Source organism: Bacillus sp. AK128 (assembly GCF_053903075.1).
In genome coordinates this window covers 2,335,185-2,356,194 of record NZ_CP096379.1, presented here as the reverse complement: position 1 = coordinate 2,356,194, position 21,010 = coordinate 2,335,185, and the positions used below count along the sequence as shown (strand labels likewise).

The following is a 21,010-nucleotide window of genomic DNA, read 5'->3' as shown; positions in this document are numbered from 1 at the left end:
CTCCTTTTTACCATGGTGTAGGAAGGGAAGGCTTTTATGAAGAGAGCCACAATATGGGGGATAATTTGCTCTCAAATACTGTTTCTATCACTCTATTCAGTTTGGTGGAAGCTTACTACTTATTTACATCCAATTGTTATACCGGTAATATGGCTGTGTTTGACTGGGATGATTCTTTTTATCGCTTACTATTTCCAGAGGATTGTGATCTTTTTAGATTATAGACTAATAGGTATTGGTTTGTTCTTTTATTCTGTCGGACTGTTGATTTTGTTATTCTTTCGTCCATCCAATCAAAGCTATAATCATTTCAACCTCATTCCGTTTCAGACCATTTTTTATTTCCTCTTTCAAGAACCTTCTTTTTTAGTAGCTTTCTATAATTTAGCCGCTAATGTAGCACTCTTTGTTCCTTTCGGTGTATTTATTCCGTTTCTAGTCTCACTAGGAAAGAGAACCATGTATATCGTTCCCGTTTTAATCATCTCTACCATTGAATTACTGCAGATGTTCTCTCACCGTGGCAGTTTAGATATTGATGATTTGTTACTTAACCTTATCGGAATTTACTTAGGATATTTTCTTTCAGGAGTTGTTGGAAGGGTGATAAAGATTAAATAAGTGATATTTTCTATATTTAGAAATTGACTCTGTTAAAGTACAATGTTGAATTTTAAACAGAGTTGATTGTAGTGGAAGGGTGCGAGACTCCTGCGGGAGCAGCGTGACAGGAGAGACCCCGCAGGCAAAGCCGAGGAGGCTCACCGCACGCCCCGCGGAAAGCGAGTATCCTGTAACGAAAATCCACACCAAGGTTTAACACAGCCTCGAAATTAATCGTTGAAGAAATTTAGTATAACTAGTCAAAAAGAAATGAGGAATTTATATGAGCAATTGGTGGTATGCATTTTATTTTCTAATTTTAGGTGTAGTCTCTTTCTTTACAGGTGAGATTGTTACATTTATTATGCTAGGGTTTATTTTATTAAGCCTCAACAACATAAACACAACACTTAAGAAAATATATAAGCAACGTATTAAAAATGAGAACAATTAATTGGCACTAGCATTTCTATAAAACCATTATAGATTCCTACTAAGCTTGTCATCGTTTATCACATTTGTACATAGGTTTAAGTAGGAGGGGATGAGCATGGAATCATTGATGGGGATGGAATTCACGGCATATGTGGGATTAGCTGTTTTACTTTTCGCCATTCGTCAGGCTACTGGTATACATAATCGTTATATACCTATAACAGGAGTTGTGTTGGGGATCGCTTTTGCGATGTTTGAATATAAGGAGTTCTCTTTTGATATTTTCCTTATTGGTTTAAAATACGCATTATACGGAGTTGGAACTGTAGCAACCATCAAGTATACATTAACTAAATCTGATAAAAGGGCAGCTGAATAATCCTCAGTTGCTTTTTCTTTATAGTTTTGTGATCTAACTGTCGAAATATAGGAGTTGCATTATAGAATTGATATGTTAAAATATGGGTTATTAATACCTAATAATTCTAGGTAGGTGATAGAATGTTTGATCGTGAGCTTGTGAAAGGAAGTACATCGTTAATCTTACTTCAGCTTTTAGAACAGCAGGATATGTATGGCTACCAGCTCGTGAAGGAAATGGAAGAAAAAAGTGGGCATGCTCTTCAGGTGAAAGAAGGAACTCTTTACCCCGCACTACATAAACTTGAGCAAAAGGGCTATGTAGAAGCTTATTGGCAAGAGCAAGAAAAGGGACCCGCTCGTAAATATTATAAAATTACGAATGAAGGTCAAAAAATACTTGAGCATAAAACAAAGGAATGGAATCACTTTGTGAATATGATTCAAGGTTTTATCGGTAGGAGTTAACATGAACCTTACAACTAAAAAAGAATTTTTACAAGAGCTTGAAAAATCACTCCCATCATCTGTCAATAAAGTAGAAATACTAACAGAATGGGAAATTCACATCGAAGAGGCTATTAGGGAAGAAACAGAGGAGACGGTCATTCGAAGATTTGGTGACCCAACTGACATTGCTAAGGCATATCGTAAGAACACTGCCTTGCAAAAAGAATGGGTAGTCCCATTCTTCCTAGGAATCAATAGCCTATTTTTTATTGTTGGTTCATTGTTAACACTAGCCTATCATGTGACTGATTTAAAAATCGCTGACCTTGTATGGAACCGTCTCGTGGAAGTTGCACCTGTCATTATGGGAGGCTATTTACTATTTTGGATCTTTCTTGGTTTTGAAATTGGAAGGTCTTATGGTTTAAAAGGCAGTGGGTTACTAACTAAGACGGTCTTACTAAGCATGATCCCAAACCTATTATTAATGATGTTAACCCTCTATAACTGGATTCCAACTGACATCTTTTCACCTTTGTTAACTCCAATGTTTGTAATAGTATGTGTGCTCTTTACACTTTTAGTGTATCCAATCTGCTGCTTAGCCTATCGACTTGGAATATCTCGGTCTCTCTAGGGACCCGTTTTTTTAATAACATACCTAGAAATACTATGTATAAAGGGGTTTGAACATGATTGAAAAACTTTTATATCAAAAGCAAACTTTAATACTGTTACTTTTTTGTTTTCTGTCTGGCTTATGTTTTCACTACTTTTTCTATGGAAAAACAGTAGGAATCTCCGTTCCAATTTATACCATTATTCTTTATTTTATATACTTTAGACAATATCCTGAGTTAATTCGAAACCAAAGAAAGTTAGGCTGGTTCTTTTTCATTATCATTCTATTACTTTCAATTACGTTTGCATTGTTTAGTAATGAAATGTTTCGCTTTTTTAATATTCTCCTATTGCCCCTGTTATTTTTATACCACACTTTTCTTCTCAAAAAAGGGGAAAGTGGAGAATGGGCAAAACCAATTATGATTGCAAAACTTGGAGTTACCATTTCCTATAGCATAAAAATTTTAAGTCGACTCTTCCCATTCTTAGGAAAACTAATCGTAAAGGATGATAAAAGACATAAATATGAACATTTAAAAAGTATTCTAATTGGAATCATCATTTCCGCACCCATTCTGGTCTTTGTTACCTTTTTATTAATGTCATCTGATGAAAATTTCTTTTCTATGATAATAAAAGTTCCAGTATGGTTTACCAAGCTATCGATGGGGTCCATCCTCGTTCAATCATTCATCATTTTATTTATATCTTTAAGTTTATTTAGCTATTTTCTTTCCTTACAGCTTAACGCGAACTTTGAAATGAATGAAGTCCAAGCTAAAAACAACGGTTATTTTAATTCGGTGATCATTGGTACGGTGCTCACCCTTATTAATTTTGTATATATTTTATATATGATCAGTCAGTTTTCTTATTTCTTTGATGTTAATCCGGCAAATATAAGTAATTCTTATTCCTACGCAACATACGCAAGAAGAGGATTTGCTGAATTAACTATTGTTTCGATGATTAACTTTACCATTCTTCTTTTCATAGTTTATAAAACAAACCAACAATCAGCGTTCTCAAAAACAATAATCCGATTCTTATTAAGTCTTCTCGTAGTTTTTACAGCTGCGATCCTGTTTTCAGCATTTTACCGCTTATCACTCTACGAAGAAGCATATGGATTTACTTACTCAAGGGTACTGGCTCATTCATTTATGATCTTACTGTTAATTCTATTAATCTGTAGTTTTCTTCGAATTTGGTTAAAACAGCTTCCGTTGTTAAAAATCTTTGTCCTATTATCACTAACATTCTATGTTGGTTTAAATTACTTGAACATTGATGTATTCATTATTGAACAAAATATAGCTAGATATGAACAAAGCGGTAAGATTGATTTAGAATACATAGGAGTGCTTTCAGATGATGTAATTCCTTATTTAATTCAATTACAAGAGTCTGGAAACATGACCATTCCCTCGTTAATTTATAAACAAGAGACTTTGTTAATCAGGCAGGATGACTGGCAAGAGTGGAATTGGTCTAGCCATAAAGCTTACCAATTATTAAAGGAGTCAAGATGAGGAAGCTTGGACAAAACCCAATACCCCAGTCTCAAAGACGAATAATCTCAAAATTAGTCTACCTATCAAATATAAAACTGTTTTCGTTTTTTTCATACTTATAAACCAGTTAAGCTGGTAAAACAGGGTTGTTCCATTGCGCTGCAGCCGCTCGCTTTCCGCGGGGAGGAATCTGAGCCTCCTCGGCTACGCCTGTGGGGTCTCAGCCTTTCCTCTATCTCCCGCAGGAGTCGACGTCTTCCGCTCCATTCCACTAGTTTTTTAAAATAATGCAATTATAAACAAATCAATAAAAGTAACAGAAAAAAGACCCGCAATAGCAGGTGAAAGATACATCAAAATATCACCTAATTGTTCGGGTTTTTCACTAACTGAAATCTTATGTCCCAGCCTCTTTTATTCTTTTAGAAGAAAGATAGTGCCAGGAAATATTAATATGGCCATTTGAATAGGCTCTTTTCTAAAACTTTGTTGCTTTTGTGACATTGAGTTTGGCTGTACAACGCAGTATTTTAAGTAAAATTGGATAGAGATTAGAAAAGAGCAACTTTCTTGATGTATAGCAAGGATCTTGATACTAAGGTAATAATCCGGCTTTTGGGATTTTTATAAAAAAACAATCTATACGAAAACAGCCTTTGAATATTAGGAAATTATGGTAAAATGAAGTAAAAAAGATAGGTGGAGACATACATGACCCACTCAACAAAATTGCATTTTAACGAACTAGTAACCTCTGAACAAGAGCTTCGTTTACTTTTAGGTGAACCTAGTAAACTAGCAGGTAATAAAGTCATTCATAAATTAGATTCGCATTGTAAAACGTTAATCAAGCACTCACCCTTTTTAGTCATCTCCACTTCTAATCAGGATGGAAGCTGTGATGCTTCACCAAGAGGAGATGCTCCGGGATTTGTCTACATTGCCGATGACCACCACCTAATCATTCCTGAAAGACCAGGAAATAAACGAGCAGACTCAATATATAACATTCTTTCAAACCCACATATCGGTTTGATTTTTATGATCCCTGGTATGGAGGAAACACTACGAATTAATGGAACAGCATTTATTATTCAGGATCAGGATTGGCTTGAAAAAATGAAGGCTCAAAATAAAATTCCAGAGCTCGGAATTGTGGTAAAGATAGAAGAAATTTTTATGCACTGTGCCAAAGCATTTAAACGCTCTAATCTATGGAATCCAAATAGCTGGCCAAATCGACAGGAATTACCGTCTATGGCTGAAATTATGAAGGATCATGTAAATAAGGTTGATTTGACAGTAGATTCAATCAATGACCTATTAGAGGAAAGCTATTCAAAAAGACTATATTAGGAGTCAGGTGATATAAATGGAACAGGTATCCTTAAAGCCAATTGGGAAGGTCATAGCGGGAAGAGAGCAAATTGAGGATGATCATTGGGGTGAGGAGATCTCAATAATAGAAATAGATCCTAATCAATTTTCCTCTGACGTACTACTCGGATTGAACGATTTTTCTCATTTAGAAGTGATCTATTTTATGCATGGAGTCGATGAACTTCAAATAGAATTAACAGCTCGTCATCCAAGAAATAATAAGAACTGGCCACTGGTCGGTATTTTTGCTCAACGCCCAAAAGCAAGACCCAACCGTTTAGGCTTATCTCGATGTAGAATCTTAAAAGTGGCTGGGATGCAAATAACAGTTCAGGCTCTTGATGCAATCGTTGGTACACCTATCCTTGATATAAAGCCATATATGAAGGAATTTGGTCCAATAGGTGATATTAAGCAACCCGATTGGGCTAGTGAATTAATGGAAAGGTATTATCTAAAATCACCATACTCTAAGTAATGTACATCACCTAGATACAAAAACCTGCATCAACCCACTATTAAATAATGAAGGAGGATGAGACATGACATTGATTCAAAAAGCTAAGGAATTAGCAAGTAAGGCGCACGCTGGACAAACAAGAAAATTATCAACAGAACCCTATTTTATTCACCCCGAAGCAGTAGCGACCATCCTTCAACAAGCTGGATTGTCTGAAGAGGTTGTAGCCTCAGGATATTTACATGATACAGTGGAGGATACTGAAATTACCCTCGCTACTATCCGAGAGACATTTGGTGAAAAGGTCGCCACAATTGTCGCAGGAAATACGGAGGATAAATCAAAAACATGGGAAGAACGAAAACAACATACAATTGACACAGTAAAGACAGCAAGCTTCGATGTGAAATGCTTAGTTGCAGCAGATAAACTTGATAATTTAAAAAGTCTAATAAAGGCTTCTAATGAAGCATCAGATGAAATATGGTCATATTTTAAAAGAGGGAAAGAAAAGCAAGCTTGGTATTATACCAATATTGCAAATGCTTTATTTGAAAATCTTAAAGAAGATGAGATTCCGGAGTTTTTTAGGGACTATCAAAAATTAGTTCATGACTTTTTCGAGTAATTACGTACAGGGGGCCCGAGATGATCTGGAGCTTTTTATCTTTTTTAATTATAATTTATCTAGTTTATAGTCTACATGTCATTAAGAACCAATTAGATGATATACAGAGGAAACTTGGAATATATGAAGAAAAGTACCCCCAGCTTACTGATGAAGAAATTGAAAAGGAATTAATAGAAGAAATAGATAATGGAGGAAAATCAATATGAACGGGACACTTGTTAGAATAGGAACCATTTATTTACCTGTGACCGATTTAGAAGCCTCCACTGATTGGTACGTAAAAAAACTTGCAGCGGAAGTAAACTATAAAGATACAGATAAATCCATTTTAAATCTAGCAAACATGAGCATACTTTTAGTTAAAGCACTCTCTGAACAAAGCTCTAATTTCATAGATTCCTATGGAAATAAACGCTTTTCGATGACCTTTGAAGTAGATGGATTAAATGAGCTTACAACATTTCACAAGAAATTAGTAGAGTCAGGCGTAACGGTTGGTGAAATCGAAAACCGTGGACATGCTGGGCGCAACTTTATTTTCCATGATCCAGATGGAAATATATTTGATGTTTGGAGTGAATTAAGTCCCACATACAAACAAAAATCTGTACAAGCTTAGGAGATGTGTCATCTTGAAATTCTATGTAGCATCAGGATTTACTAATAAGGAGAACGTTAAAAGAGTATCAAACCGTTTAAAGGAAAAGGGGTATACTCATACATATGATTGGACGATTAACGGAAGAGCGGAAACACTTGAACAACTTAAAGAAATTGGCCAACAGGAAAAAGAAGCCGTAAAAGCGTCAGACTTTCTTGTAGTGATTTTACCTGGAGGAAAAGGAACACATATTGAACTCGGAATCGCATTAGGACTTTCAAAAAGAATTTATCTTTATTCAGCCACCGAAGAAGTATTTAATCCGAGCGTAACTAGCACCTTTTATCATGTCCCTGAAGTAAAGATATTTATTGGTGAGTTAGATTCCTTTATAAGCTTTATCATTTCACAGGAAGAAAACCTATAACGAAAGAAGGGAGAGCGTATGTTTCTATATACAATTAACGAACAAATTTCTTTAAAGATAGCAGAGGAAAAGGATGCCGAACGTCTATTCGAGTTAATTGACCGTTCTCGTGAGCACCTTAGACGATGGCTTGGTTGGTTAGATGGCACTACTTCAGTTGAGGATACAAGAAACTTTATAAAATCAACTCGATCGGGTTACTCGGAACATCGAAGTTTGACTACAGTTATCCTTTATAAAGGCGAGATTGTAGGAACTACTAGCTTTAATCAAATCGATTGGAATACAAAGATTGCCTATGTGGGTTACTGGCTTGATCAAGAATATCAAGGTTCAGGAATTATGACTAAGGCTGTAGAAGCAATGATTAATTATGCCTTTTATGAATTAAACCTAAACAGAGTGGATATCCGAGTGGCAGAAGGAAACAACAAAAGTCGAGCTTTACCAGAGCGACTCGGCTTCGTGCAAGAAGGGAAAATTCGTGATGCAGAATTTCTTTACGATCATTACGTCGACCACATTGTATACGGAATGCTTGCATCAGAATGGAACAAAACAGTCTAACCTTAAGAGGTGTGTGGAAGCAGCCATTTATAAAGAAAAACATCAGTCAGGCTGTCCTGTTAGTGGAAGGAAAGTTAAATAACTAAGCCTGCTAGACTTGACCCATTAGGGGTCTTTTTTATTTTGTAGTATAGGCATGAGGAATAAACGAAAACAATCGTTAAAAAAATAGCTGAAGTGTGCTATAATGAATGAATACTCATTCAAAATATATTTTTGTAAAATAATAAAGCTTTAACGAGGTGATTGGATTGGAAAGAATCGGCCCTTTGCTCATTATAGAAGGTCCTAAATATAGTAAAGTCCCTTTTTCAAGGAGTTTATATCTCGATTGCCCAGAGAAAGTACTTTTTGACTCTGGCGCAGATCCTGACTCATTACTAAAAGTTCATGATCAATTCGGAATTGAATTGATCATGAATACGCATTATCATCCCGACCATACCCAACATAATTATCTATTTCCACATGCAGAAAAATGGATTAATCCCATTGAGTTTAAAACGGCTAGGACGATTGATGGGATTGCGAAATCAAATGGAATCTACCAAGAGTGGGGTCAAGCTGGTATCGAGATGTGGAAAAATAATCTGCCAGAAAAGTGGATTAACAGTATTGGCGAAATTTCTGGGACCTATGACTATGAGACTGATTATATATTCGGAGGAATAAAGGTCCAGTTTCTTCACACCCCAGGACATACAAGCGGACTCGGATCTCCTTATTTCCCAGATTTAGGTGTTGCATATGTAGGTGACTATGATATGACTTCGTTTGGTCCATGGTACAACGGGACGGATGGTAACATTGAGGAATTTATAAAGTCTGGTAGACGACTGCTTGATCTAGATGCATCTACTTATATTACAGGTCACCAAAAGGGAATATTTACGAAACAAGAATTTACAGAAGAGATGGAAAAATACTTATCAATCATTGAAAAGCGGGATGAAACGATTGAACAGTATGTGCAGAAGGGACTATCGTTTGAAGAGTTAACAGAAATAGGTATTTTTTATCCGAAAAATACCTTGGATGTTCCCATCTTTAAAACATGGGAGCGAAGCGGGATTAGAAAACATTTAAAGCGATTAGGACTTACTGTTTACACGTCAGATGGTGCGCTTGTTTCAATGAAGTAGGTAACGATGGAAGCAGTTACTCTACTAATCGGTGTATCAATCTTATTGTACGGTATATTTAATCTGTTTTTAACCAAAAAGTATGTCAAACACTCATCGGTCGTTCAAGGTAAGATCATTGAACTAAGTAAGGAACCTGTTTCAAGAACTACAGCATATTTTCCAGTCATCGAATATTACGATGAATTTGAACAACAAAAAAAAGTGTTCAAATCGATGATGGGTTATGATAAACATCGATTTGAAGTAGGGGATCTTGTTGAAGTAAGATCCTATATGAAGAAAAATAAACAAGAATTACTTATCAATAATTGGTCAGCTATCTGGGGAAAGGGAGTATTTTCCGTTGTGTTTGGAGCGTTTTGGTTTCTAATTGGAACGATTCAATTATTTCAATAGACATATATAATAAAGAAGAAGGTAAGTAAGGAGACCTTCTTCTTTATTCTGGCTTATTTTTAGACTGTATTTTCTCAATTACATGATGAAGATCATCAGGCTTCAACAATTCTAACGGAGAATATCCTTTTTCAAACATGATCGAATCACCTTCGAGGAGAATCACATAACGTCCATTGATCTTAGCGATATGAACATTTTCACCAAAGTCAGAAAGCATTCCTTTCACTTGGAGATGATCAAGCTTTAGACTCAGCCCGATTTCAGGAGTATGCTCAGTAATCTGTGAAGCGGCTTCGATCACTTGTTCTGTCGAAAATCTTTCTTGTAGCTCACGCTTTGGACTAGAAGCCCATACCTCCATTGCAGATTCAAACTTTTCACGAACTTCGCTTTCAGGATCATATGACTCTTCAATATGCTGCTTAACCATACCTAACACCTGTGATTTAACAATTTCAGGCATGGATTCTCTGTAGTCTACATATTTTAAAAAGTCTTCAAAATAGCGGGCGTGAGAGGACTGGTGAAGTTTAACTTCACTTACTTCAACCATACCTTCTTCCGGAATATAAGGATATTGGATAGACTTCATGTTTTTAGTGGTAATAGCCATCTCAACATTCCGAATTAGGGTAGACTCGTCAGATATCGAAGCAACTTTTGGCTCAAAGTCACATTTCATAATAAACACAAATGGGTCGTTAAAAAATTTAGTGAGTTTTGCATTTACTACTATAAAGACTCCTTCACGTACTGCACTTGCTTCTGTATAGGCAACCACAAATTTTTCACCTTCGTCTCTAAACTTATCAAGAGAGTCTGCAAACCTAACACGCTGAAACAAATTGAAGTTTGGATTAGAATCTAGCTCATGCCCCTCAGCTGTAACAAAATACCCCAGTTTAGTTGGAACTTGGTCCGTTTTAGGATGTCGTTCTACCTTACGCTTAACTATTTTTGCTAGCTCTCCATCTAAGAAATCCTTAAGTGCACTGTATTCATATGTAGTAGCATCTAATGTCTTAAAATGCTTATAACTTTTTTGGGATAATTCCCCTTTTCCTTCAACTTTAACCACATAGAACGATAAATAATTGATTTGGAAATCCATTTTTGTTTTCCACCTATATTCTTAAATTTACCTAACCAAGTATAGGAGAGGTGAAGAGACTAGTCAATTTAAAACAAATATTTTCCTAATACAAAGAGTAAAAAACTTACATTTGAAGAAAACTATCTTTAAATAATAGATGGAGGTGTGGACAATTAAAGCTGTAACGTATCAAGGTCCAAACAATGTTGAGGTAAAACAAGTCGAGGATGCAAAAATTGAAAAACACGATGATATCATAGTTAAAATTACATCTACTGCCATATGCGGTTCCGATTTACACTTATATCAAGGAAATATGCCACTACCAAACGGCTACATAATCGGTCATGAACCTATGGGGATTGTCGAAGAAGTTGGCCCAGCTGTTACAAAGGTAAAAAAAGGAGATCGGGTGGTTGTCCCATTTAATGTTTCCTGCGGTCAATGCTTCTACTGCCAACATGAAATGGAGAGCCAATGCGATCACTCTAATCCTCATTATGATTCCGGAGGTTATTTTGGATACACTGAAAAATTCGGTGATCACCCAGGTGGACAAGCAGAATATCTAAAAGTTCCTTATGGTAATTTCACTCCTTTTCTAGTACCCGAATCATGTGAGTTAGAGGATGAATCTTTGTTATTTTTGAGTGATGTAATTCCAACTGCTTATTGGAGTGTCCTACATGCTGGTGTAAAAAAAGGGGATACGGTTGTTGTTTTAGGTTGTGGACCTGTTGGACTAATGGCACAAAAGTTTGCCTGGATGGAAGGTGCAAAGCGTGTCATTGCCATTGATTATTTAGGTTATCGATTAAACCATGCTAAGAAAACAAACAAAGTGGAAACATTTGATTTTACCGAATACCCTGATATGGGAGAACATATTAAAGAAATTACACAAGGCGGGGCAGATGTCGTCATCGATTGTGTAGGGATGGATGGTAAAAAATCACCCCTTGAATTCATTGAGCAAAAACTTAAGCTACAGGGTGGAACACTTGGAGCCATTCAAATTGCTACGAAAGCTGTTCGTAAATTCGGAACTGTTCAATTAACGGGAGTTTACGGTGCTAACTATAATAATTTCCCGTTAGGTGCATTCTTCTCTAGAAATGTCTCAATTAAAATGGGTCAAGCTCCTGTTATTCATCTAATGCCTGAACTATATAAAAAAATAACAAAAGAAGAGTTCAACCCAAAGGACATTATTACACATAGACTCGATTTAAATGAGGCTAGTCACGGATATAAAATATTTAATGGTCGAGAAGATGATTGTATTAAGGTTATTTTAAAACCATAGCAACAAAAACCGTTCAGTTGAGCGGTTTTTTTAATGGTAATTACAGTTATTTACGATTATATCATTACTAGATATGTCATCTATGATAAAGTAATACTAAATGCTTTTGATAGGGTGAAGAGATGAACAATCATATCTGTACTAATTGTGGAAATCGATTTAAATGGACGAGCATCTTTAAAAATATTTGGCAAGCATACAAACCTTTAATATGCCAGGAGTGTGAAGTGAAGCATAGGGTTACACATGGATCTCAAGCTTTTGTATCACTCTTAATTATTTTACCTATGCTTTTATTTGGAGAGGTCTTTGCAGGGTTATCACTTATTCCTAAGTTAATGATCATGCTTACTATAGGATTTATTATTTCTTTATTTGTTCCTTTTATGGTCAAATATAAGCTTGAACCTCAAAAGAAAGAAGCCAGAGTTTTAAATAAGTAACCATTCCTAATAAGGGAAGAGGTTACTTTTTTTATGGCTATATTCATGAAAGTATAATTGAAAGTAGGAGGGGAGAAAGCGAGTGGTAAGAATAGTTAGAAGTCATTTAGTAGAAGAATTTAAGATGATTGAATTATTGTTGAATTAAAAGTAAAAGAACCATCATTTCCGTCTTTGGAATTGTGGTTCTTGTATTTACAACGATATAATAAATCCTTTTTAGTCTTCGTTTTTCTAGTTGTTAGGTCTAGATGAGCAAATGGACTTCGACTAGCCTCGGGATTTCTTTTCCCTTCTCGAACATTTTTTTCACGGATTTTCTTGGCTTTAGATTTAGCCATCAAAATCAACTCCTTCTTTGTTAGAATCTTATTATAACTGTTTTTTATTAAAATAGTATAAAAATGTAAAAAATATATTAATAATCCTGTAACAATATTTATTACTTACCGTCTAACCTTTTGAAAACAATCAATTAACTTATTAAAAGGGGTTAGAACAATGCTAAATAAATCAGCTATTCTTATTGTAAGTTCAGCATTAACACTCTTGCTAGCAAGTGGTTGTGGTGCTGTTGAAGGAACAACTCAAGGGAACCAGGGTGGCGAGAGCCAAGAAGAGGTACAGACGATATATAAAACATATATTGAAGCAGGAGAAGAAAATAACCAAGTAAAAGTAGTTTATAAGGTTGAAAATATATCTGGTGAGGATCAAACACTTACTTTTACAAGTGGGTTACAGGCAGATGTTATCGTCTATGACAAAGAAGGAAATAAGGTTTATCAGTATTCAGATGAATTTATGTCAACACAAGCAATCGAAAATTTAACTTTGAAACCAAGTGATCTATTAGAAAAGGAATTCGTCTTCTCTGGTTTAGAAAATGGGAACTACGTTGTAGAAGCATTTTTAACTGCAAAAGAAGAACAAGCAAAAGTTATGATGGATTTAACTATAGAACATTCTTATACACAAGCTGCTGGAACATTGATTGGAGTGATTGATTCTCATTCTGTCGAAATTGAGGTGAATGGAACAACATCAGCTTATCAATTATCAGATGCTGCAAAATCACAGCTTCAATTTATCCATGATGGTACTAATGTTGAATTCTTATATGCTGTAAACGAAAACAAGCAACAAGTCATACAAGAATTCATTACAGAACAACCACAAACCATTGAATTAGAAGAGTCTGTGTTAGTACTAGATGATAAGTTAGTTGAATTATCTGATAATTTTAATTTAAATAAAGAAAAGGATTCAGCATATTTAGCAAATCTACAACCTTTTCAAATCTTTAAGCTTTATATGTATACACAGGCTGGTCAAGACTTTGAGAAATTATATTATTTCCATTTTGTAGATCAAGACAATCTACCAGTAGACCAATATGTAGCTGAATCGAAAAATGAATCAAATGTAAAAAATATTGATGCTTTTATGAAAAGATTAGATCAAGTGAGAGAATTTACGGTAGTACCAGTCGATGATACTCGTGTAAATATTGAATTTGGCTTAGATGGTGAAATGCTTCAATTTAAAATGGAAAAAGATGAGCAGAATGTTTGGCGAGTATTATGGATGCCATTTCAATAGTAATGAAGCGAAAAACTTTAGAGTTGATCTAGAGTTTTTTTGTTTGGATTATATAAAATTGATATTTCCGTCTCAAAATCCTAGTAAACTTTTGTTTGTGAGATGGTTTTTGGTTTATTTTTATTGGTTCTCATAATATATATTATGTCGGGGGCGTTAAAAGAAAGAAGATTTAAAAACTTAATTACTCACCCCTTTATTCAATTCGATGTCTAAAACTAGCTTTCTTTATTTTTGTTAGATCTATATACCTAACACTATATTCAATTACATCATTTATATAAAGATCATGATTCTTTGCAAATTCTTTTACATCTTCCAATAACCCTTTATCATATGTAGTCTTGTATTGGATTCTATCCTTTGGTCTTGTGTCTTTACTAAAGTTTATAACACCAGCCTCCAGAACTTTTTGTAATCCTGTTTCAATAAGATAATTTACATGGGTATTATGTTCTAAAGCTAGTTGGTTTAGATATTCTATTGTAGATTTGCTGACATTTGTTCTAAATTTAACTCTTGATTCATCTATTGTATGAACTAATCTGCCATTTATGGATTTCCACATATTTATCTCTCCTTATTATATCTTTGCATCATGTATTCTTTTTTATAAGAATAGTAAGGCTCAATAGACTCATTATAAATAATTTTTCCTAACTCAGGAAGGACATGTTTTCCCTTTACCCATACGCGATATATAACATTACCTGTTTTACTACTTTCGACAGTAATTTCGGATCGTAAATGCCAAGAATTAAAGACAGAAAGTAATCCCTTTGCAAAAGCATGGCTGCCAGTAGTGATATTCATAACATAACCAGTTTTTTGTACCCAACCATCTCCATCTATAACACCTCTAATGAATGAAGGCAAATACTTTACTGGTATCGTTGGGAATTCTATGGTTAGCGATTTTCTTGCTTTGACACCTAAATTTCCAAGATCAGATTTTATTTCTTTTGAGTTAATAATTAAAGTTGGAGTTTGGGTTGTTTTTCTGATTGGTGCTAAAACATAATCAGCATCCATATACTTTGCTACAAGTTTTAAAATTTGTTCATTTTTTTGAGTTAAAGTAATACTATTTATATCTTTATTTATACAACCATCAGTTATTATTAATCCAAGTATCCAGGCCATTTCATGGGACCATATCTTAAAAAAGTTTTCGTTTACACTATGTTTTCTAGGTTGACCAGACGATTGTTCACGATTCATTTTTACTCCATGTTTATACAAAACATTTCGAATTGCTCGGTCAGATATTCCTGTAATTTGACACATTTCCTTAAAATTAACACCATTCTTGTACATCTTTATAATATCTTGATCAGTAATCCCTGGATTTCTAGGCAAAAAAACTCCTCCCCTCTTCATTTATTATATCGAACATTAGTTCTTATTTCAAATGAAACCAAATGTAGTCCATATCTTTTTCTCTCGGTAAAAGCCACTAAATATTTCACTTATCTATAAACCGTGAAATATATTAATGTCAAAACTATGTTAAACATTCTAGTATTACTATGATACTCAATCAATCTATCATATACTAAATAATAAAAAGATTTAGTTATCCTTCTCAAACCTTATCCCTACACTAAGGAGGTATTTCAATGTCATTTAAGCTTGAAGAAGCCACCATTCTCGAACTACAGGAGGCTATGAATCAAGGAAGGATCACTTCCAAGCAGCTTGTCCAATTATATTTGGACAGAATTGCAAAATATGACTCTATATTAAATGCCATAACTATTATTAACCCGAATGCACTCGAAACAGCTGCTAAACTTGATCAAGAACGAGAACAAACCGGCCCCCGAGGACCTTTACATGGAACCCCTATTATCGTAAAAGACAATTATGATACATACGACATGCCGACAACCGCAGGCTCTAAATCTCTTGAAGGATCTATTCCACCGGATGATTCCTTTCAAGTCGAACGGCTTCGCTCGGCAGGTGCCGTTATCATCGCAAAATCCAATATGGCCGAATTTGCCTTTAGTCCGAATGAAACGGTTAGCTCCATTGCTGGAACGACCGTCAACCCTTATGACATAGAAAGGGTACCTGCAGGTTCAAGTGGCGGAACAGCAGCTGCCATTGCAGCTAATTTTGCCGCAGTTGGGCTCGGCACAGATACAGGGAACTCAATTAGAGGTCCTGGTTCACATACTAGTTTAGTAGGTATCCGTTCAACAATGGGACTAACTAGTCGTGATGGGATCGTTCCGATTATTCTGAATCAGGACATTGGAGGACCGCTTGCTAGAACTGTGACTGATGCAGCAATTATATTGGATGCTATTGCTGGATATGATCCAAAAGATCCCGTTACAGCAAAAAGCATCGGAAATATGCCTGAGAGCTACTTAGATTTCCTTGATACAAACGGTCTTAAAGAAGCCAAATTTGGTGTTCTGCGTCAATATTTCCCTGATGACAAAATTGATTCAGAAGTGAAAGAACTAATGGAACAAGCAATTATAGACTTAGAAAAGAATGGTGCTAAAGTTGTAGATGACTTCTATATCCCCAATTTAGAGAAATTGTTTGAAGAAACAAATGGGCCATTCACCATGAAAACAGATATTAATGCCTACCTGGAAACTCTTGGTACCAATGCTCCTGTCAAATCATTGGATGAGATCATTGAATCCGGGAAATACCATCCTTCCATTGAAGAAGGATTAAAGTACGGTCAAGCTGTAAAGCTACCACCTATGGAAGATCCAGACTACTACAAGTCTCAAGTTAATCGCGAGATCTACCGAATGGCTATTTTAAAGGCAATGGCAGATCAAGATGTAGATGTTATTATTTTTCCGACGTGGAATTATCCACCTCGAAAAGTAGGTGACTTGGAAAGCCCACATGGAAATAATAGCTATCAAATGAGCCCCCTACTGGCTTTCCAGCTCTTACCGTTCCCATGGGGTACAGTTATGGAAAACTTCCAGCTGGATTACAATTTGTGGGTAGACCATTTAGTGAATCTTCACTGATAAAGTACGCCTTTGCGTATGAACAAGCGACGCATCATAGACGTGAACCAATATTTTAGTAGCTAGTATAGATAAATTAAAAAACCTTGCAAGGTTCTTTAACTTTGCAAGGTTTTTCTTTATTAAAGTGGTTCGATAGCGAATATCAAACCAAGTTTGGCATAATTCTTGATTTATTCAAATCTTAAATCTACCCTTCAATAATCGTATCCAAAGCGATTTCAATCATCTCTTTAAAGGTTACTTGTCTCTCTTCTGATGAGGTGAGTTCTCCTGTTAATAGGTGGTCACTGACAGTTAAAATTGAGAGTGCTTGTGCGTTGTAACGGGCTGCGATCGTATAAAGAGCAGCGGTTTCCATTTCGACAGCAAGCGATCCATGTTTCCTAAGCGCAGGGATAAAATTTTCATTTGAATCATAAAACAGATCACTCGTAAACACGTTACCAACATGAACATTTTTTCCTGTTTGAGAAACAACATCATGTGCTTTTTTGAGTAAACTAAAATTCGCAGTCGGAGCAAAGTCTAGTCCATGAAAAGCGTTCTTATTTGTGTTTGAATCTGTTGAAGCACTCATGGCTAATATAACGTCTCTTACTTTCACATCATCTTGAAATGCTCCGGCAGTACCTACTCTGATTAATTTCTTCACATCAAACTCATTTATTAACTCATGAACATAAATTGAGATTGAAGGAATTCCCATACCAGTTCCCTGAACAGATACTTTTTCCCCTTTATAGGTTCCTGTGAAGCCCAGCATTCCCCTCACTTCATTATACTTCACAGGATTTTCAAGAAAGTTCTCAGCAATAAATTGAGCGCGTAAGGGATCTCCTGGTAATAAAATCTTATCTGCGATATCGCCTTTATTTGCACCAATATGTATACTCATTTCAACACTCCATCTAATCGAATTTATTTACTCGTATAGTATTGGATTATTTGTAACAAAAAATAAGAAATTAGAAAAGTTTTCTTTTTATGTCTATAAACACTCTTCTTCCTCAGCAACCTTCACAAGCTGTTTGCCAATATTGTCTCCACGGAATAGACCTAAAAATGCATCCACCGTATTTTCAAACCCTACAACTATATTTTCCCTGTATTGAACTTTTCCTTCCTTTACCCACTGAGTTAGTTCTGTCAAACCTTCTCGATTGTGTTCAGCGAAGTCTGACACGATAAACCCCTTCATTAATGCACTTTTTGTAAGAAGCTGCCCCGCTACTCTAGGACCCATTTCAGGCTTCTCTAAGTTGTACTGTGAGATTTGCCCACATATGACGATTCTAGCTTGAAAATTAATAAGTGTTAGAACCGCATCACTAACCTCTCCACCAACGTTGTCAAAATAAACGTCCACTCCGTTAGGACATGCTTCTTTTAAAGCTTCTCGTAGATTAGAGGTAGATTTATAGTTGATCGCTGTATCAAACCCTAATTCATTCGTTAGAAACTCACACTTATCTTGCCCACCAGCAATTCCGACCACCTTGCAACCCTTGAGTTTTGCAATTTGACCTACAATCGTCCCTACTGCTCCAGAAGCTCCTGAAACTACAACTGTTTCCCCTTCCTTAGGCTGACCAATATGTAATAAACCAAAATAAGCTGTTAAACCAGGCATACCAAGGACATGGAGACTAGTTGTAACAGGGGCAAGTTCAGGCTTCAATCTCCGGATATTGCTACCATCTGATAAATTGTACTCTGCCCAGTCTAGACGTCCTTCGATATATGCTCCGACTTGGTATTTTTCATTTTTAGATTCTACAACCTTCCCTACAATTCCACCAATAAATGGCTCCCCGACTTTATATGGCTGGGCGTAAGATTTAGCGTCAGACATTCTACCGCGCATATAGGGGTCTACCGAAATATACAAAGTCTTGATTAACACTTCTCCGTCGCTTATTACAGGGATTTGATTCTGTGTCATAGTAAAGTTTCTTTCATCAGGCATACCAGCAGGTCTACTTGCTAATAAGATCTTTCTATTCGTTCCTTCCATCATCATCCACACTCCCTAAGTTTATAATATATAGCTCCTTACCTATTTCTATTTATACAAGGATATTCCCTGCTAATGATTAAATTAGGTTGCATGCTATTATACTTAGGTTAGAGTATTAAATAATTGACTTGACCATAAACCTTTGATAAATGATATAACTCCTCTTACTTATCCATACTATTCTGTAACAACATCCACTTTCGTTCTGTACCACCTTCTATAAGAAAAGACGACAATTAAAATGAAGAGTAAATAAATGCAAATTCCTACTATAAGCGAATGATTCGAGGTCATGAGTTGATTTCCTAAGTAAGCAAAAATAATTGTCCCAGGAATTTTAGCCAGTGCTGTAGCCAGAATGAAGATCTTAAACGTCATGGCACTTAGACCGAGATATATGTTTACTACTGGCGTAGGGACAAAAGGAATCACCCTAATGAATAATACAGAGACAAAGGGATTGCGACTTATAATCGCATCAAATTTTTTTATCTTCGTTAATTTATTTAAGTATCGGCGAAATCGGTGAACAAAAAAGTAACGAGCAAGTATAAAAAAAACTGCTGAAGCACCAATTGTACCGATCCAATTAATGGCAGAACCAATCCAGGTCCCATATTTCGCACCCATAAGTGCAGCAAAGACGGTATAGGGAATCACTGGAATGATCCCTAATGCGATCGCAAGTATAAACATGAGCGGAAGCTGTGATAAATCACTATGATTTAACCACACTAGTAAAGGTTCTCTGTATAAAAAGGCAATGTATAGAATGATTCCATAGATAACGGCAAATAAGGCTCCTTTTTTCATGTAATGACTCCCTTAGATCTAGTAATTAGTTAATAGACTAAGATGGGATGCTTGGTGTATGCTTCTGATAATCTTGGCATCCAGATCGTTTATTAAAACTAAAGAAATTCTAATTAGTAAATGTGATATAACATAGCATTTACCATTATTATTCCCTTTATGAAAGGTGGAGTGTGTATACCGCAATATAAGTGCTTTTCATGTATAATTTGAAATATATAAGAAGAATATTATAGTAGCATTTGGCCAAGGGGGTATTGTAATGAGTAATAAACCAAATATCGATGATTATTTGAATCAAGGAATTTATGGAACAAAGGAGATTAAACCTGAGGAGCGTAATCAATTTTTAGGGACACTAAGAGAACGGGTAGTTGCTGTATTGACACAACAACAAGTGAGAGAGCCTGGAACTTACATAGAACTAGAAGAATTATTGAAATTACATCCCAAAGCAACCCTATATTTGAATGGAAATATTACTTATACTTATTTATCAGATTATATAAAATTAGCAAACAAACACGATAATGGTTTTAAACTCGTTACAAATAAGAAGGTCAATTCTGAACTTGGCCTTGTATTAGCCTATGATTATGCTGTTGATCAGGAGAATATATACATCAACAAAAATGAAGAACATAAAGAAAAGGAAGATGAAAACTTTTTTTCCTCCTTCTTTAAACGATTATTTCAATAATTGTCTCCCTTCCTCGGTAACTACATTCACATAAGAAGAATCACACCAACTTAACAAAAAATCTCTCCTTCATATAGAGGAGAGATTTTTTCGTATTCTATTGTATATGTTTAGTATGAACCGTAACCATATGGGGTACCAAAATTAGGTGTTCCACCATATCCATACCCAGGGTACTGCCCGTAGCCATGATGATGTCCGTGATGTCCATGGTGATGTCCATGGTGATGCCCGTGGTGGTGTCCATGGTGATGTCCGTGATGTCCATGATGACCATGATGGTGCCCGTGATGATATCCTCCATAATGTTGATGTAAAGAATACGGTGCTCCGAAACCAAATCCAGGAAAACCGCCAAATCCTCCTAGTCCATACCCAAATGAAAAGTTTCTCTGATCTAAACCATTTTGCATAATATTTGTCTCC

Annotated in this window: 28 protein-coding genes; 20 read left to right on the top strand and 8 right to left on the bottom strand. The window is 35.6% G+C overall.

What is annotated here, in order from left to right; translation table 11 throughout:
- Positions 1–36 precede the first annotated feature (36 nt).
- The 15 genes from M1D60_RS11725 to M1D60_RS11655 all read left to right on the top strand — a co-directional run bounded on the left by M1D60_RS11725 (position 37) and on the right by M1D60_RS11655 (position 9,593).
- Positions 37–621, top strand: a complete 585-nt coding sequence (locus M1D60_RS11725) for a VanZ family protein (protein WP_456279331.1) — start codon at positions 37–39, stop codon at positions 619–621.
- 265 nt (positions 622–886) lie between these two features.
- On the top strand, positions 887–1,057 hold the full coding sequence (locus M1D60_RS11720) for a hypothetical protein (protein ID WP_456279330.1): 171 nt from the start codon (positions 887–889) through the stop codon (positions 1,055–1,057).
- Between the two features lie 96 nt (positions 1,058–1,153).
- Entirely contained in the window at positions 1,154–1,417 is a 264-nt protein-coding gene (locus M1D60_RS11715) for a hypothetical protein (protein ID WP_456279329.1), read from the top strand.
- A gap of 122 nt (positions 1,418–1,539) precedes the next feature.
- Positions 1,540–1,866, top strand: coding sequence for a PadR family transcriptional regulator (locus M1D60_RS11710; RefSeq protein WP_456279328.1), 327 nt, complete (start codon positions 1,540–1,542; stop codon positions 1,864–1,866).
- Position 1,867: 1 nt separating this feature from the next.
- Positions 1,868–2,485 carry an HAAS signaling domain-containing protein gene (locus M1D60_RS11705; RefSeq protein ID WP_456279327.1) on the top strand — a complete coding sequence of 206 codons (618 nt, stop codon included), beginning with the start codon at positions 1,868–1,870 and terminating at the stop codon, positions 2,483–2,485.
- A gap of 55 nt (positions 2,486–2,540) precedes the next feature.
- On the top strand, positions 2,541–4,004 hold the full coding sequence (locus M1D60_RS11700) for a DUF4153 domain-containing protein (protein WP_456279326.1): 1,464 nt from the start codon (positions 2,541–2,543) through the stop codon (positions 4,002–4,004).
- 693 nt (positions 4,005–4,697) lie between these two features.
- Entirely contained in the window at positions 4,698–5,342 is a 645-nt protein-coding gene (locus tag M1D60_RS11695) for a pyridoxamine 5'-phosphate oxidase family protein (protein ID WP_456279325.1), read from the top strand.
- Positions 5,343–5,358: 16 nt separating this feature from the next.
- A complete protein-coding gene (locus M1D60_RS11690) occupies positions 5,359–5,844 on the top strand; it encodes an SAM-dependent methyltransferase (protein ID WP_456279324.1) in 486 nt (161 codons plus the stop codon).
- 64 nt (positions 5,845–5,908) lie between these two features.
- Positions 5,909–6,454, top strand: a complete 546-nt coding sequence (locus M1D60_RS11685; RefSeq protein ID WP_456279323.1) for an HD domain-containing protein — start codon at positions 5,909–5,911, stop codon at positions 6,452–6,454.
- Between the two features lie 20 nt (positions 6,455–6,474).
- A complete protein-coding gene (locus M1D60_RS11680) occupies positions 6,475–6,663 on the top strand; it encodes a hypothetical protein (RefSeq protein ID WP_456279322.1) in 189 nt (62 codons plus the stop codon).
- Positions 6,660–7,076, top strand: a complete 417-nt coding sequence (locus M1D60_RS11675; RefSeq protein WP_456279321.1) for a VOC family protein — start codon at positions 6,660–6,662, stop codon at positions 7,074–7,076. The genes M1D60_RS11680 and M1D60_RS11675 overlap by 4 nt, the downstream gene beginning before the upstream one ends.
- A 13-nt stretch (positions 7,077–7,089) precedes the next feature.
- Complete coding sequence (locus M1D60_RS11670; protein ID WP_456279320.1) at positions 7,090–7,485, top strand: nucleoside 2-deoxyribosyltransferase; 396 nt, start codon at positions 7,090–7,092, stop codon at positions 7,483–7,485.
- A gap of 18 nt (positions 7,486–7,503) precedes the next feature.
- Positions 7,504–8,052, top strand: coding sequence for a GNAT family N-acetyltransferase (locus M1D60_RS11665; protein WP_456279319.1), 549 nt, complete (start codon positions 7,504–7,506; stop codon positions 8,050–8,052).
- A gap of 251 nt (positions 8,053–8,303) precedes the next feature.
- Positions 8,304–9,194 (top strand): MBL fold metallo-hydrolase, encoded by an 891-nt coding sequence (locus tag M1D60_RS11660; RefSeq protein WP_456279318.1) that lies wholly within the window; start codon positions 8,304–8,306, stop codon positions 9,192–9,194.
- A 6-nt stretch (positions 9,195–9,200) separates the two neighbouring features.
- Positions 9,201–9,593, top strand: a complete 393-nt coding sequence (locus tag M1D60_RS11655; RefSeq protein WP_456279317.1) for a DUF3592 domain-containing protein — start codon at positions 9,201–9,203, stop codon at positions 9,591–9,593.
- A gap of 43 nt (positions 9,594–9,636) precedes the next feature.
- On the opposite strand, the gene M1D60_RS11650 is transcribed toward M1D60_RS11655, so the two are convergent.
- Positions 9,637–10,707, bottom strand: a complete 1,071-nt coding sequence (locus M1D60_RS11650; RefSeq protein ID WP_456279316.1) for a DUF3900 domain-containing protein — start codon at positions 10,705–10,707, stop codon at positions 9,637–9,639.
- A gap of 154 nt (positions 10,708–10,861) precedes the next feature.
- On the opposite strand from M1D60_RS11650, the gene M1D60_RS11645 reads away from it, so the two are divergent.
- Positions 10,862–11,995, top strand: a complete 1,134-nt coding sequence (locus M1D60_RS11645) for a zinc-dependent alcohol dehydrogenase (RefSeq protein WP_456279421.1) — start codon at positions 10,862–10,864, stop codon at positions 11,993–11,995.
- A gap of 122 nt (positions 11,996–12,117) precedes the next feature.
- Positions 12,118–12,438: a TIGR04104 family putative zinc finger protein gene (locus M1D60_RS11640; RefSeq protein WP_456279315.1), complete on the top strand. Its 321-nt coding sequence runs from the start codon at positions 12,118–12,120 to the stop codon at positions 12,436–12,438.
- Between the two features lie 119 nt (positions 12,439–12,557).
- Here the strand turns inward: M1D60_RS11640 and M1D60_RS11635 are convergent, their stop codons facing one another.
- Positions 12,558–12,779 (bottom strand): hypothetical protein, encoded by a 222-nt coding sequence (locus M1D60_RS11635; protein ID WP_456279314.1) that lies wholly within the window; start codon positions 12,777–12,779, stop codon positions 12,558–12,560.
- A gap of 160 nt (positions 12,780–12,939) precedes the next feature.
- Here M1D60_RS11635 and M1D60_RS11630 point away from each other — a divergent pair, with 160 nt between their 5' ends.
- Entirely contained in the window at positions 12,940–14,040 is a 1,101-nt protein-coding gene (locus M1D60_RS11630) for a BsuPI-related putative proteinase inhibitor (protein ID WP_456279313.1), read from the top strand.
- 196 nt (positions 14,041–14,236) lie between these two features.
- Here M1D60_RS11630 and M1D60_RS11625 read toward each other — a convergent pair whose 3' ends face one another.
- Both M1D60_RS11625 and M1D60_RS11620 read right to left on the bottom strand, forming a co-directional pair.
- Positions 14,237–14,608: an rRNA methyltransferase gene (locus M1D60_RS11625; protein WP_456279312.1), complete on the bottom strand. Its 372-nt coding sequence runs from the start codon at positions 14,606–14,608 to the stop codon at positions 14,237–14,239.
- Between the two features lie 2 nt (positions 14,609–14,610).
- Positions 14,611–15,399 carry an LAGLIDADG family homing endonuclease gene (locus M1D60_RS11620; RefSeq protein ID WP_456279311.1) on the bottom strand — a complete coding sequence of 263 codons (789 nt, stop codon included), beginning with the start codon at positions 15,397–15,399 and terminating at the stop codon, positions 14,611–14,613.
- 260 nt (positions 15,400–15,659) lie between these two features.
- On the opposite strand from M1D60_RS11620, the gene M1D60_RS11615 reads away from it, so the two are divergent.
- Positions 15,660–17,051: an amidase gene (locus M1D60_RS11615; protein ID WP_456279310.1), complete on the top strand. Its 1,392-nt coding sequence runs from the start codon at positions 15,660–15,662 to the stop codon at positions 17,049–17,051.
- 190 nt (positions 17,052–17,241) lie between these two features.
- On the opposite strand, the gene deoD is transcribed toward M1D60_RS11615, so the two are convergent.
- From deoD to M1D60_RS11600, 3 genes are all read right to left on the bottom strand, one after another.
- Complete coding sequence (gene deoD, locus M1D60_RS11610) at positions 17,242–17,949, bottom strand: purine-nucleoside phosphorylase (protein ID WP_456279309.1); 708 nt, start codon at positions 17,947–17,949, stop codon at positions 17,242–17,244.
- Positions 17,950–18,042: 93 nt separating this feature from the next.
- On the bottom strand, positions 18,043–19,071 hold the full coding sequence (locus M1D60_RS11605; protein WP_456279420.1) for an NADP-dependent oxidoreductase: 1,029 nt from the start codon (positions 19,069–19,071) through the stop codon (positions 18,043–18,045).
- 177 nt (positions 19,072–19,248) lie between these two features.
- Positions 19,249–19,884: a TVP38/TMEM64 family protein gene (locus tag M1D60_RS11600; RefSeq protein ID WP_456279308.1), complete on the bottom strand. Its 636-nt coding sequence runs from the start codon at positions 19,882–19,884 to the stop codon at positions 19,249–19,251.
- Between the two features lie 262 nt (positions 19,885–20,146).
- On the opposite strand from M1D60_RS11600, the gene M1D60_RS11595 reads away from it, so the two are divergent.
- Positions 20,147–20,584, top strand: coding sequence for a YueI family protein (locus tag M1D60_RS11595; protein WP_456279307.1), 438 nt, complete (start codon positions 20,147–20,149; stop codon positions 20,582–20,584).
- Between the two features lie 110 nt (positions 20,585–20,694).
- On the opposite strand, the gene M1D60_RS11590 is transcribed toward M1D60_RS11595, so the two are convergent.
- Positions 20,695–20,997: a spore coat protein gene (locus M1D60_RS11590; protein WP_456279306.1), complete on the bottom strand. Its 303-nt coding sequence runs from the start codon at positions 20,995–20,997 to the stop codon at positions 20,695–20,697.
- Between the last annotated feature and the right edge of the window lie 13 nt (positions 20,998–21,010).